General features: G+C 69.4%; 13 protein-coding genes. 6 read left to right on the top strand and 7 right to left on the bottom strand.

Translation table 11 applies throughout. The features are described 5' to 3' along the window. Positions 1-5: 5 nt before the first annotated feature. A complete protein-coding gene (locus SK854_RS40965) occupies positions 6-743 on the bottom strand; it encodes an SDR family NAD(P)-dependent oxidoreductase (RefSeq protein WP_319980531.1) in 738 nt (245 codons plus the stop codon). Between the two features lie 100 nt (positions 744-843). On the opposite strand from SK854_RS40965, the gene SK854_RS40960 reads away from it, so the two are divergent. Beyond that, the gene (locus SK854_RS40960) at positions 844-1,431 is read left to right on the top strand and encodes a helix-turn-helix domain-containing protein (protein ID WP_319980530.1); all 588 of its coding nucleotides are present in this window, start codon (positions 844-846) and stop codon (positions 1,429-1,431) included. Here the strand turns inward: SK854_RS40960 and SK854_RS40955 are convergent. From SK854_RS40955 to SK854_RS40945, 3 genes are read right to left on the bottom strand one after another with little or no spacing between them, the layout of a single operon-like run. Then, entirely contained in the window at positions 1,428-3,335 is a 1,908-nt protein-coding gene (locus SK854_RS40955) for a twin-arginine translocation signal domain-containing protein (protein ID WP_319980529.1), read from the bottom strand. The two genes, SK854_RS40960 and SK854_RS40955, sit on opposite strands and share 4 nt — an antisense overlap. Positions 3,336-3,389: 54 nt before the next feature. Then, entirely contained in the window at positions 3,390-3,935 is a 546-nt protein-coding gene (locus SK854_RS40950) for an HAD family hydrolase (RefSeq protein ID WP_319980528.1), read from the bottom strand. Continuing rightward, the gene (locus SK854_RS40945) at positions 3,932-4,669 is read right to left on the bottom strand and encodes a DeoR/GlpR family DNA-binding transcription regulator (protein ID WP_319980527.1); all 738 of its coding nucleotides are present in this window, start codon (positions 4,667-4,669) and stop codon (positions 3,932-3,934) included. The genes SK854_RS40950 and SK854_RS40945 overlap by 4 nt, the downstream gene beginning before the upstream one ends. A 73-nt stretch (positions 4,670-4,742) precedes the next feature. Here SK854_RS40945 and SK854_RS40940 point away from each other — a divergent pair, with 73 nt between their 5' ends. From SK854_RS40940 to SK854_RS40920, 5 genes are read left to right on the top strand one after another with little or no spacing between them, the layout of a single operon-like run. Beyond that, positions 4,743-5,903: an MFS transporter gene (locus tag SK854_RS40940; protein ID WP_319980526.1), complete on the top strand. Its 1,161-nt coding sequence runs from the start codon at positions 4,743-4,745 to the stop codon at positions 5,901-5,903. A gap of 10 nt (positions 5,904-5,913) precedes the next feature. After that, on the top strand, positions 5,914-6,585 hold the full coding sequence (locus tag SK854_RS40935; protein ID WP_319980525.1) for an RraA family protein: 672 nt from the start codon (positions 5,914-5,916) through the stop codon (positions 6,583-6,585). 4 nt (positions 6,586-6,589) lie between these two features. After that, positions 6,590-7,171: a TIGR03086 family metal-binding protein gene (locus SK854_RS40930; RefSeq protein WP_319980524.1), complete on the top strand. Its 582-nt coding sequence runs from the start codon at positions 6,590-6,592 to the stop codon at positions 7,169-7,171. A gap of 45 nt (positions 7,172-7,216) precedes the next feature. After that, on the top strand, positions 7,217-7,615 hold the full coding sequence (locus SK854_RS40925) for a VOC family protein (RefSeq protein ID WP_319980523.1): 399 nt from the start codon (positions 7,217-7,219) through the stop codon (positions 7,613-7,615). Between the two features lie 5 nt (positions 7,616-7,620). Next, positions 7,621-8,031: a YciI family protein gene (locus tag SK854_RS40920; RefSeq protein ID WP_319980909.1), complete on the top strand. Its 411-nt coding sequence runs from the start codon at positions 7,621-7,623 to the stop codon at positions 8,029-8,031. A gap of 36 nt (positions 8,032-8,067) precedes the next feature. Here the strand turns inward: SK854_RS40920 and SK854_RS40915 are convergent, their stop codons facing one another. The 3 genes from SK854_RS40915 to SK854_RS40905 all read right to left on the bottom strand — a co-directional run bounded on the left by SK854_RS40915 (position 8,068) and on the right by SK854_RS40905 (position 12,574). Then, on the bottom strand, positions 8,068-11,223 hold the full coding sequence (locus SK854_RS40915) for a S8 family serine peptidase (protein ID WP_319980522.1): 3,156 nt from the start codon (positions 11,221-11,223) through the stop codon (positions 8,068-8,070). Between the two features lie 95 nt (positions 11,224-11,318). After that, complete coding sequence (locus tag SK854_RS40910; protein ID WP_319980521.1) at positions 11,319-12,011, bottom strand: aspartate/glutamate racemase family protein; 693 nt, start codon at positions 12,009-12,011, stop codon at positions 11,319-11,321. 8 nt (positions 12,012-12,019) lie between these two features. Further along, positions 12,020-12,574: a TIGR03086 family metal-binding protein gene (locus SK854_RS40905; protein ID WP_319980520.1), complete on the bottom strand. Its 555-nt coding sequence runs from the start codon at positions 12,572-12,574 to the stop codon at positions 12,020-12,022. Between the last annotated feature and the right edge of the window lie 158 nt (positions 12,575-12,732).

Here is a 12,732-nt window from a genome sequence, read left to right as displayed (position 1 = left end):
TCGCGTCAGCCGTGGGCGGGAAGCCCGCCCACGGCGCTGAGGACGGTGCCGTTGACGTAGCTGGCCTGCGGGGACGCCATGAAGGCGACAGCCGCGGCGATCTCCTCGGGGTCGGCGAGGCGTTGGAGCGCGACGGACCGTCCGACGGATTCGAACGCCTCGCCGAAGCCGGACGTGCCCTCGGTGCGGGTGGGGCCGGCGGCAACGGCGTTGACCCGGACACCGGAAGGCCCGAACTCGGCTGCCCAGACTCGGGTGAGGGATTCGAGTGCCGCTTTGGTGGCGCCGTAGACGCCGCTGCCCGCGCCGGGGGTCGTGGCGGCGCCGCTGCTGATGTTGACGATCGCTCCGCGGCCGCGTTCGACCATGCCGGGCGCGAGCGCCTGGACGAGGAGATAGGGGGCGCGGACGTTGACGGCGATGTGGACGTCGAAGGTGGCCAGGTCGGTGTCGGAGGTGCGGGCGAAGCGGAAGATGCCCGCGTTGTTGACCAGGACGTCGACGTCTCCGGCGCGTTCGGCCAGCGCGGTCACCTCGGTGGGGTCGGACAGGTCGGCGGGTTCGAAGCGGACGCGGACGCCCAGGGCTTCGATCTGCTGGACGACGCGGGCGGCACGTTCCCGGTCGCGGCCGTGCACGATGACGTCGGCGCCGCGGCCGGCCAGCGCGAGTGCGGTGGCGCGGCCGATGCCGGCCGTGGCGCCGGTGACCAGAGCGGTCTGCCGGGCGAGGTCCTTGCTCATGTTCGTGCTTCTTTCTCCGTGGTGCCGTGGGCCTGACAGCAGCTTCAGGCCGTTCGCCCGGATCCGCGAAGAATCTTGCCGCGGTGGCAAGGTTGGGAGCATGGATGACGAGACCTCGTCGACGATGGCGGCAGTCGGACCCCGCCTGAAGGGGCTTCGCACTCAGCGCGGTCTCTCGCTGACCGCGCTCGCGCAGACCACGGGCATCTCCCTGAGCACGCTCTCCCGCCTGGAGTCGGGCCACCGCCGCCCCACCCTGGAACTGCTGCTCCCGCTCGCGCGCGTGCTGCGCGTGGACATCGGCGAGCTGATCGGAGCGCCCCCGACCGGTGACCCCCGCGTGCGCCTCGCACCCGTCACCCGGCACGGCATGACGATGCTGCCCCTCGCCCGGCGCGCGGGCAGCCCGCAGGCCTACAAACTGATCTTTTCGCCGCGGACGCGCTCCCCCGAGCCTGAGCGGTCCAGTCACGAGGGCTACGAGTGGATCTACGTGCTCGACGGGCGCCTGCGGCTGCTGCTGGGCGACAACGACCTCGTTCTGGGGCCTGGTGAGGCGGCGGAGTTCGACACCCGGACCCCTCACTGGTTCGGCAACGCCGACGAACACCCCGTCGAACTCCTGAGCCTGCTGGGCCGGCAGGGAGAGCGGGCCCACCTGCGGGCCCGGACCCTGCCACGTGACTAGCTGCCCGCCACGACCCAGTCGCCGAACGGCGCGTCCGGGCCGACCGCCGTCTGCACGCGGTAACGCAGGCGCATGTCGGCCCCGAGGATGAACACGCGCACGAGTCCCTGTGCGTCCACCACGGCTGATGGACCGACTTCGACGTAACCGCCGAGGTCGGTCCACGGCGTGAAGTTCCCGGCCGCGTCCTGACGCACGACGCTCAGGCCGTAGTCGTTGTTGCGCGCGAAGGCCAGCGTGCGTCCGCCGGAGGTCACGGCGGCGATCGGGCCGAGGCCGCCCATGCCGCCGATGTTCTTCTGCGTCGTCTCCCAGGTTCCGTTCGGTGTCTGCTCGCGCAGCGTGCCGACGGAACCGTCGTTGGTGCGGCGGCTGAAGACCCGGACCCGGCTCGCGTCCAACGCGACGCCGACGGAGGCGGAGCTCTCCGCGCCGGTCGTCAGGGCCTGGTAGATCGTGGAGCCGCCGACGTTCTGGTACCAGTGGAACGTCCGGCCGTTGCCGTCGCCGAAGACGTGCATGCGCCCGCCCGGTGCGGTGATGGCGGAGAGCTGCGACATCGCCTTGCCGTTGCCGCCGACGGCGGTGGCCCACGTGCTGTTGAAGCCGGTGCCCTCCTGCCACTTGTTGCCGAGCGTGCCGGACCTGTTGACCACGAACAGTTCCAGCAGGCCGTTCGACACGGCCAGGACCGGGGTCTGGTAGGCGGGCGAGGAGTTGTTGGGGTTGCCGAGCGAGGTCCAGGCGCCGAAGCTCTGCGCGCCGGCCGCGGTCTGCGTGCACGTGCGGATCGCGGCCGTGTCCAGGTCGAGCACCGCGAGCTGCAGGCGGTTGTCGCCACGCATGGCGACCGCGACGCCCGGCGCGAACGAGCCGTTCAGAAGCGCGGTGGGGCCGACCCACGCGCCTCCGTTGGGCTGGCGCCACCACATCAGCGAGTCACCCGCGACGATGAACGCGTGGACGGTGCCCGCACTGTCCATCGTGGACCACTGCGGTGCGACGGGCCAGCGTTCGTAGGAGCGGGACAGGTTCACGTCGAACACGTCGCCGCTCAACGGGTCCTGCGCCTTGTACTTGTTGTACGCGGCGGTTTTCGGGGTGCGCAGCGTGCTCGGCACGTTCGCCGGCGCCTGGCGGGTGTTGTAGCAGCGGTAGCGGACCAGCAGCGCGTACGGGCGTCCGGTCGGGCCCATGTAGGACTTCACGGCCTTCTGCGCGAACTTCGCCGTGTGGATGTGGTCGAGGTGGTCGGGCATGCCGTTGGCGTAGCGGACGTCGTCGGGGAACGGGTCCTGGCAGCGCACGACCGTCGCCTGGAACTGCTGCAGGAGTCCGACCAGGACGTTCACGACGTCGGCGTGCTTGTAGGTCTGCACGCGGTTGGCCGGGCTGCCGGTGGGGACGATCGTGCTGGTGCTGTACGAGGTGTTCGTCCAGAGGTTCTTGGTCGCGTCCTCGTGCAGATCGTCACCGCCGTCGGGCAGGTTCAGGTAGATCAGCTGCACGGTCGGCTTGCCGTCGAGCGTGTTGACCTCGACCGTCTTGCCTGCGACGACCATCGCGGTGCGGGTCCACTGACTCGCCACCCCTGCCAGCGACGCGTAGGCGTTGCGCTGGCCCTTGTGCAGCTCCGCGGACAGCTGCTCGCGGGTGAGGTTGTCGGTGCCGTTGAACTCGTCGGCGGTGAGAATGATCGTCCTCACCGGACACCCGGACAGGATCGCGGGCTGGATGTCCGGGTTGATGAACAGCAGGTCGTCGTCGGAGTGCGCGATGATGTTCACGAAGCTCGCACCCGTTGGCGCGGCGGCGTGCGCGGTGCCGGTGTTGACCCCGACCGCCGTCAACGCGGCCGCGGCACCACTGGCCTTCAGAACCGTACGTCTGCTGATCTTGGGCATTGGACGACCTCCCGCTGTACCGATGCCCGGACTTCGGTCGCCAATGAATCTTTGTTACACGTGCGTCGTGCGGAGCAATTCGCGCAATCCATCGATGCCGGTGAAGTGGTGCCCGCGCATCCCGGTCAGTTCGGCGGCTCGCACGTTCTCCAGCCGGTCGTCCACGAACAGGATGTCGTCGTCGCCCAGCGCGTCACGGCACCACTCGAAGGCCGCGCGTTCCGGCTTGGCGTGCCCGATTCGGCACGAGAACGCGCACACCTCGAACAGGTCCAGCCATGCGTAGGTGCGTTCGAAGTTCCGCGCGTGGTCCTCGGGGATGTTGGACAGCAACGCGATGCGCTGACCCGCGTTGTGCAGTTCGTGCAGCAGCGCGACCATCTCGTAGTCGACGCGGCTCCAGCTCGCGACGTCCTTCTCCACGAGCGGCGGGTGGCCGACGAGCGCCCAGTACTCCTCCGCCGTTAAGTCGCCGCGGTCGTAGCCGGGCCGGTGTGCCCAGTAGGCGTCCCAGAAGTCCGCGTCGGTGCTCATCGTGGCCATGACCTCGGGCGACTGGTCGCGGGCGATCACGCCGAACATGTCGAACAGGACGATCATGCCGTCACCACCGTGACGCCCGCGGCGGTCAGGCCGTCGTCGCCGTCCGCGTCGGTGACCACGGCGTGCAGCGCGGACACCGGGGCGACGTGGGCGAGGGCGGTGCGGGTCAGTTTCGAGGCGTCGACGGCGGCGATCACGCGCCGGGCCGAGGTGATGGCGGCTCGTTTCACCGAGGCGTCCTCCAGGTCGAAGGCGGTCATGCCGTGTTCGGCGGAAAGCCCGCAGCAGCCGATCACCGCGGTGTCGAAGCGCAGTGCCTGGAGCGAGGCCAAGGTCAGCGGGCCGGTCAGGGCGAGTTCGCCGGGACGGGGACGGCCGCCGGGCACGAGCAGCGTGAGCGTCGACGACGAAGACAGCGCGTTCACGGCGTGCAACGACAACGGCATGACGGTCAGGCGCCGGTCGTGCAGCAGGCGGGCCACTTCGAGGCAGGTGGTGCCGCTGTCCAGGACGACGGACTCGCCGTCCGCGATCAGACCGGCCACGGCGGCGGCGATGCGGCGCTTGGCGTCCATGTTCTCGTCCGAGCGCAGCGCGAACGGCGGCTCCTCACCGCGCAGCAACAGACTCCTGGCGCCGCCGCGATAGCGTTCGAGAACGCCCTGAGCTGCGAGGACCTCCAGGTCGCGGCGGATGGTCATCTCGGAGGCGCCGGTCATCGTCGCCAGGTCCGCCACCCCGAGGGAGCCGGCGTCGCGGACCGCCTCGGTGATCTGCTTCAGTCGGGACACAGCCGTGATTGAACACGAGTGATGTTCGAAACTCAATCTTTCGAACAGGCGATCCGTTCGTTAGCTTGTGCATGTGAACGCTCTCAGGGCCGCGCGGGTGGCCACCTTCACGTACTTCGGGCTCAACGGGTTCCTGCTTGGTCTGTGGCTCGTGCACATCCCGACGGTCGAGGACCGCACGGGCATCAACCACGCCGAACTCGGCCGGTTACTGCTCCTGCTCGGTCTGGGCGCGTTCATCGGCATGCGACTCGGTGGCAAGTTCACCGACCGCGTGGGCGTGAAACTGGTCGTGCCCGCCGCAGGCGTGTTCTGCAGCGTCACGGCCTTCCTGCCCGGTGTGGCCGTCAACCAGTGGACGCTCGGTGCGGCGCTGCTCATCTTCGGCCTCGGCAACGGCCTGATCGACGTCAGCATGAACGCGCACGCCGTGGTGGTGGAACGGCACTACAAGCGCCCGGTCATGTCGGCGTTCCACGCGACGTGGTCCCTTGGCGGTGTCGCCGCCGCGTTGACCGGCGCACGGACGCTGAGCTGGGAACTCTCCCCCGCCACGACCCTCGGTGCCGCCGCCGTGCTCGGCGTCGTCGTCAGCCTGGTGACCGCGAGGCTGCTGCTCGACGAGAAGGAGGAGCAGCACGCCGCCGCGCAGACCGGCAAGCGCAAGGTGCCGCGCCGGATCTGGATCATGGCGGTGCTCGCCCTGCTGGTGATGCTGAGCGAGGGCGCGGCCAACGACTGGAGCGTGCTGCACCTGCAGGACGTCCTCGACGCCCCGCCGCAGATCGCGGCCCTGGCCTACGGCGCGTTCGCCACGACGATGACCGTCGGACGGTTGCTCGCCGACCGGATCACCGCGAAGGTCGGCCCGGTCGCGGTGCTGCGCTGGGGCTCGGTGATCGGCGCGGCGGGCATCGCGACCGCGGCGCTCTCGCCGTGGATCTGGCTCGCGCTGGTGGGCTGGGCGATCGCCGGCATCGGCCTGTCGGGCACGGTCCCGCAGCTCTTCAGCGCCGCCGGACACGCGGAACCCGGCGCGGCGGGAGCCAACGTCTCGCGCGTGGCCGGGCTCGGCTACCTCGGTGTGCTGGCCGGACCAGCGGTGATCGGCTGGCTCACCCACGTCGTGCCGCTCAACATCGCGTTCCTGTTGCCGGTGGCGTTGTGCCTGGTCGCGGCGGTCTCGGCGAACGTTCTTCGCACCGATTCCGCCGAGGAGAAGGTCTCGGCGTAAGAATGCGCCCATGGATCTTGCCGAACTGGATCTCACCACCGCACATCTGGCCGACGCCTGCATCCGGGCCAACATCCCGGTCCGCACCGTCTCCCTGACGCCGGTCATCCCCGGCTCCAGGACCTGCGGCCGCGTGCTGCCCGCCCGGCACGCGGGCAGCGTCGACATCTTCCTGGAGGCGATCGAGCGCAGCGAGCCCGGCGACGTGCTGGTCGTCGACAACGACGGCCGCGCCGACGAGGCCTGCGTGGGCGACCTGATCGTCCTCGAGGCGCAGCAGGCCGGGCTCGCGGGAGTGGTCATCTGGGGACTGCATCGCGACACGCAGGACATTCGCGCGATCGGGCTGCCGGTGTTCAGCCTCGGTGCGAACCCGACGGGCCCGTTGAGCCTGCGCGACCGTGCGCCCGAGGCTCTGTCGACGGCCGAGATCGACCAGTGGACCGTCACGTCCGACGACATCGTGTTCGGTGACGACGACGGCGTGCTGTTCGTGCCGGCCTCGGACGCGGAGGCGCTCATCGCGAAGGCGCGCGGCATCCGGGACGTCGAACGAGCGCAGGCGAACCGCGTGCGGCAGGGTGAGTCCCTGCGCAGCCAGCTGCGGTTCAGCGAGTACCTGGCGAGCGGACGCACGTTCCGCGAACACCTGCGCGAGATCGGCGGCGCAGTCGAGGAGTGAGGCCATGATCCCCGGGACATCGATTTTGGGCAGGTACAGGGCTCGTGCGGAGGCGTTCGAGGCGAAGGTCGCGAACGTGCGCTCGGACCAGTGGATCAACCAGTCGCCGTGTGCACAGTGGACGGCCCTTGAGGTCGTGGACCACGTCATCGAGATGCACGGCGTGATGCTCGGCCATCCGATCCCACGCACCGAAGACCCGCTCACGGACTTCCGCGAGGCCCGCCGCCAGGTCCAGGAAGCGCTGGACTCCGATCGGGCGCGCAGCGAGGTCTCCACGCCCGCGGGCCCGATGACGCTGGAAGACCACGTCGACCAGGTCGTGAGCGACGACCTGGTGCTGCACGGCTGGGACCTCGCCCGCGCCACCGGCCAGGACGAGACCATCCCCGCGACCGACGTGGAACGCCTCTGGGCCACCGCGACGGCCGTGCCCGCCGACCTGATGGAACGCTTCCGCACGCCCGGCGCGTTCGGTCCCGGCATCGAGGTCTACGGCGCCGAGATCGAGGTGCCGCAGGACGCTCCGCTGCAGGACAGGCTGCTCGGGTATGTGGGCCGGGACCCCATGTCGAAAAGTCTCTGAGCACTTCGACGGATCCGTGTAGGGCAGCCGCTGAGAGGAACGAACATGGACTGGACCCTGGAAGTCATCGTCGTGCCGGTGTCGGATCTCGACCGGTCGAAGCAGTTCTACTCCGAGCAGCTCGGATTCAAGGTCGATCACGACACGACGTTCAACGAGGACACGCGGGTCCTGCAGCTCACCCCGCCCGGCTCCGGCTGCTCGATCGTCATGGGCAAGGGCATCGTCAAGGGTGAGCCGGGGACGCTGAAGGGCGTGCAGCTCGTCGTGTCGGACCTGGAGAAGGCCCGCGCGCAGCTCGTCGAACGCGGCGTCGAGGTCGGGGAGATCGTGCGGATGAACGAGGCAGATGGAGGGTCGTTCATCTTCTTCGACGACCCGGACGGCAACAGCTGGGCCGTGCAGGAGATCAAGGCCCGCGCTACCGGTGGGGAGTGGAAGTGAAGTACATGCTGGTCAGCTACGGCGGCAGCCAGGAGGACTGGGAGGGCCTGGCCGCCTGGTCCGACGAGGACATGCACCGCATGATCGCCTACATGCGCGACCTGGACGCCGAGCTGCGCGCCTCCGGTGAGCTGCTGCAGTCCGAGGGACTGAGCGGCCCGGCGCGGGCGTTCGTGGTGCGCGGCGGCGACGACGGACCGGTGGTGGTCGACGGGCCGTTCGCCGAGTCCAAGGAGGTCATCGCCGGGTACTGGGTGGTCGACGTCGACAGCCGGGAACGGCTGCTGGAGATCGCCCGCAAGGCCTCGGCGTGCCCCGGGCCGGGCGGGAAGGTCCTGAACCAGCCGATCGAGGTGCACCCGATCATGGGCGCGCCCGACGTGGACGCGGAAACCCTGGCACCGTACGAGAAGTAGCGGTGAGGGGCCGGGCGAACCCGGCCCCTCACGCGGTCACTTCAGGTCGTACGCGCGGATGATCGTCTGCTGGACGTCACCGCCCGCGTCCGCCGCCCGAGCCTTGAACGACACGTTCTTGGCGCCGTGCGGGTGGATCAGCGTGATCTGCCAGCCGGCGCGCGTCTTGCGCAGCGGCACCGGCTTCCAGGTCTTGCCCTCGTCGTAGGACACCTGCACCGCGGGGTCCTTGATGTTCGTGACGGGGCCCGTTCCGTTGCGCTCCACCGTGATCGGCACGGTGACGACGCGTCCGGCACGGTTGTTCGCGTCGAGCTGCGGCGCGAACCGGACCGCGAGCAACGGCACCGACTGGTAGAGATCGCCGGCGACGAACTCCGAGTAGAACGACCAGTCCGCGGTCACCTTCGACGACAACGAGTCGCGGGTCGCCTCGGTGTGGACGGTGTAGCGCTTCTTCTCCGCCGGCGCGTTCGGGACGTTGCCGTACCCGGCCTCCGGCTGGTCGGAGATGACCTTGCCGTCCAGCGTGATGGTGGTGCGGCCCGTGGTCGGCGAGGAGTACCCGTACATGCCCTGCGAGCTGTGCAGGGGCAGGTCGAGGCGCAGCAGGTTGCCGACGCGTCCGGCGAAGCGCACGGTCCCCGGGGCGTGCGGTACACCGGGCCCGTAGACGGCGCTGTTCCAGTGCTCGGTCGTGGTGCGGCCGAGCTTGAACACCCGTGGTGCGACCGAGAACTGCGAGCCGAGACTGGGCCACTCGCCGAGCTTCGTGAACTCGGTCAGGCCGCCGGACCAGTCGACGCCCGGCGTGTAGAACTCCTTGAGCCGCAACGGCAGCGGGCCGGAGGCACCGTTGTCGCGCTGGCCGATCGAACCCGGCACGCGGGCGTGCGTGATGGAGTCGACCTTGGCCAGTTCGCGGTCCTTGACGGAGCGCTGCAGGTTCTCCGGCACGCGGGTCTTCTCGCTGATCCGCACGTGGTACTGGTACGGGCTGCCGTCGAACTTGCCGTTGGCGTCCGGCTTGGCCTGCACGCTCTCGGCGTAGAACTCGAACTTCGGCCACGACGTCTTCGACGGGCGGACGCGGATCGAGTCGAACGAGTTGAGGTACCAGGTGCCGCCGGTCGCGCCCCAGTTGGCCTGCATCAGGAACCCGAGACCCGCCTGCGCGGCCTTGGCCTCCTTCTGCTCGACCGCGATCACCGGCTGGGTGCCCTGCCGTGCGTCGAACACGATCTCGGTGTTGCCGGTGACCTCCAGCGCCGGTTCGGTCAGCGTGGTGGTCAGGCCGCCCTTGGTCGGGTCGGGGTCACGGGTGCTGATCGTGCCGTCGAGGAAGTACTTGCCCTTGGGCAGGCGCTGCACGAGCGTGCCGGACGGGTCGTAGCGGAAGTACGCCTGCGGCTGGTCGAGGCTGACGAACCGGTAGTCGTAGTACTGCGTCGCCGCGCCGTTGTGGTCGAGGAACGTGAGCTTCACGTCGTAGCTCTCGACCTCCTTCACCACGCCGATCGGCACCCGTGCGCCGTCAGACGACAGGACCACCGCGCCGTAGACGCCGTCCGCGACGGCGGCTTTCGTGTCGGCGGTGACCGTGGCGTCGGCCGTGCCACCGGCGGGGATCGTCAGCTTCGCCGGCGAGACGCTGAACAGGCCGGCCCCGGCGGGCTTCACCTCGGCGATGCTGAGGTCGACCGTCACGTCGGACGCGCCGTTGTTGCGGTAGGTCAGCTTCTGCGTGATGGGCTTGTCATCGTCGTGCGGCCACTGCGCGGTGCCCAGCGAGAAGCTGCCGTGGTTCGTGGAGACCCCGGCGGACACGGCACGGCCGACGTCGAGACGTCCGGCGCCCTGCTCGTAGATGGTCAGCGGCGGGTTGGGCTTGGCGCTGTTCATCAGCGCGGCCTTGATGTCCTCGGCCTTCCACGCCGGGTTCTTCGAGGCGAGGATCGCCGCGGCGCCCGCCACGTGCGGGGTGGCCATCGACGTGCCGGACATCGAGACGTGTCCCTCGCCGACGGGTGTGCCGATCTGGCCGTTCTTGGCCTTGGCGGCCACGATGTCGACGCCCGGCGCGGTGATGTCGGGCTTGACGGCGTTGTTCACCCAGCGCGGGCCGCGCGAGGAGAACTCGGCCAGCGTGTCGTCGCGGTTGACGGCGCCGACGGTGAGGGCCGCGTCGGCGGATCCCGGCGAGCCGATGGGGCCACCGGAGTTGCCGGCGGCGACGACGAACAACGCGCCGGTCTGCTCGGTGATGCGGTTGAGCGCCAGCGACATCGGATCGGTGCCCTCGTCGGGCCACGAGCTGCCGAGGCTCATGTTGACGACCTTGGCCTTGGTCGCGGCCCACTCCATGCCGGCGATGATGTCGCTCTCCCGGCCGCCGCCGTAGTCGCCGAGCACCTTGCCGTTGACGAGCTTCGCGTCGGGCGCGATGCCCTTGTACTTGCCGTCGCCCGTGACGGTCGACGCGACGTGCGTGCCGTGGCCGAGGCGGTCGTCGGTGCTGTCGCTGTCGCTGAAGTTCTTCGACTCCACGACCGCGCCCGCGAGGTCCGGGTGGGTCTCGTCGACGCCGGTGTCGAGGATCGCGACGGTGACGTCCTTGCCGGTGAAGCCCTTCTCCCACGCCTGGGGCGCGCCGACCTGCGCGGCGCTGCGGTCCAGTGACGCGGTGACCTTGCCGTCGAGCCAGATCCTGCCGGTGCCCGCCGCCCGGGCACCGGCCCAGAACGAGCCGTTCTTCTCCACCGTGATCGCCCGAGCGTCGATGCTCGGCAACGACTCGGCGTTCGCCGCGCTGATCCCCTGCCCCTGCACGATCAGCGGAAGCGTCTTGCCGGCCGCGTCGTCGTAGCCGGATCTGGCCAGCAGCGAGACGTCGAACAGCCGTGCGTCCAGTTCGCCCGTGTTGAGCCTGTGCTGGGCGTCGAGCGGGACGACGTGCAGGTCGCCGCGCGGGTCCTTGAAGCTGCGGAACCCGACGGTCTCCCTGCCCTGCGCCGCTCGGGCGTGGACCTTGCCGTTGGAGACGGTGATCTCGTCACCGGTGATGAGGGTGACCTTGGTGGTCAGCCCGTCGGCGCGTACCTCTTGTTCCTGTGGCGCCGCCGAAACAGGAACGGCTGCCGTGGCAGCAACCACGACAGCCGTCAGTCCGGCAGCGAGATGTGATCGTTTCAAGCGAACTCCCCTTAGTTCACCGAGGAGGGAATAGCCCTCAGTGACTAAGACACTCCGCACGGTTGCGGCGTTGCTGGGTGGTCCGCATCACATGTTCACAGATTTGCCTGGATTGCCCGTTCGACGGCCGCCTCGACGTGCAGGCGGGTGGTCGGGAACACCGGAACCGGCACGTCAGCCTGGGAGAGCAGCAGTTCGATCTCGGTGCAGCCGAGGATGACGCCCTCCGCCCCTTCGAACCGCGCGATCACGTCTTGATAGGCGCGCCGGGACTGCTCGCGGACGATGCCGAGGCACAGCTCGTCGTAGATGATCCGGTGCACGATCGCCTGGTCCTCGGCCGAGGGCACCAGGACCGTCAGGCCGTGGGACTCCAGGCGTTCGCGGTAGAACGGCTGGTCCATGGTGAAGCCGGTGCCGAGCAGGCCGACCGTGCTGAAGCCGGCCTGCCGGATGGCCTGTGCCGTCGTGTCGCCGAGGTGAACCACCGGGATGTCGACGGCGGCCTGGACCTGGTCGAACACCTTGTGCATGGTGTTGGTGCAGATCAGCAGGAAGTCGGCGCCGCCGGCCTGCACCTGTGCGGCGGCTTCGGCGAGAGCCTTGCCCGCGTCGTCCCAGCGGCCGTCGACCTGCATGCGTTCGATCTCGGCGAAGTCGACGGAGTGCAGCACGACCTTCGCGGAGTGCAGGCCGCCGAGCCGTTCGCGTACGAGTACGTTCGCCAGCCGGTAGTACTCCGCGCTGCTCTCCCAGCTCATTCCGCCCAGCATCCCGATCGTCAGCATGCGACCAGTCAAGCACTCCAGCGCGGGTCACGGCCGGTGGTGGACAGGAGCTGCTCGAACGGTGACGCGTCCGCCGGTGCCTCGACGGGTGCCTTGAACACGTTCATCTCGATGGCCATCGGGCCCATCTGCTTCACCAGGCCTTCGACCTCGGTGAACACCTCGGGGTCGGGCTCGAAGCGCTGGCCGGTGGCCTGGGCGAGGTCGGAGACGTGGATGGTGAGGTCGAGCAGCACCAGGCCGCCGACGGTCTGCGCGGGCATCTGCATGTTGCCGGCGATGCCCTCGGTCGCGCCGGGTTGCCCCCAGGCCTCGACGAGCTTCGCGGACTCGGCGGGGTACTGCTCGCGCCAGTCCGGGTAGGACGGCGTGTGGCTGAAGTCGGCGTCCTGCTTCGCGGCGAGTTTCTGGAACTCCACGACGACGTGCAGCAGGTGGTCGAGCAGGGCGCGGACGTCGTAGTCGGCGCACGGGGTGGGCTTGGTCAGGTCGTCGTCGGTGATGTTCGCGATGACGGGCAGTGCGTGGTCGCGGGCTCGATCGAGCAGAACGCTGAGCTTCATGGTTCCGAGCCTATTTTCGTGCGTCTCGCCGCTCTTGAAGAAACGCGCCAACCTAGTGGCGTGACTCAGAACGTCGGCGGCGAATCCGCGCTCAGCAGGGTGCCGCGACGCACCCGTCTGACCACGAATACGCCGGCAACGTTCTGAGCCACGCCACT

This window comes from Lentzea sokolovensis (assembly GCF_033949975.1).
Classification (GTDB): Bacteria; Actinomycetota; Actinomycetes; order Mycobacteriales; family Pseudonocardiaceae; genus Lentzea; species Lentzea sokolovensis.
The sequence above is the reverse complement of the archived record's forward strand: the minus strand, read 5'-3'. Positions and strand labels throughout refer to the sequence as shown.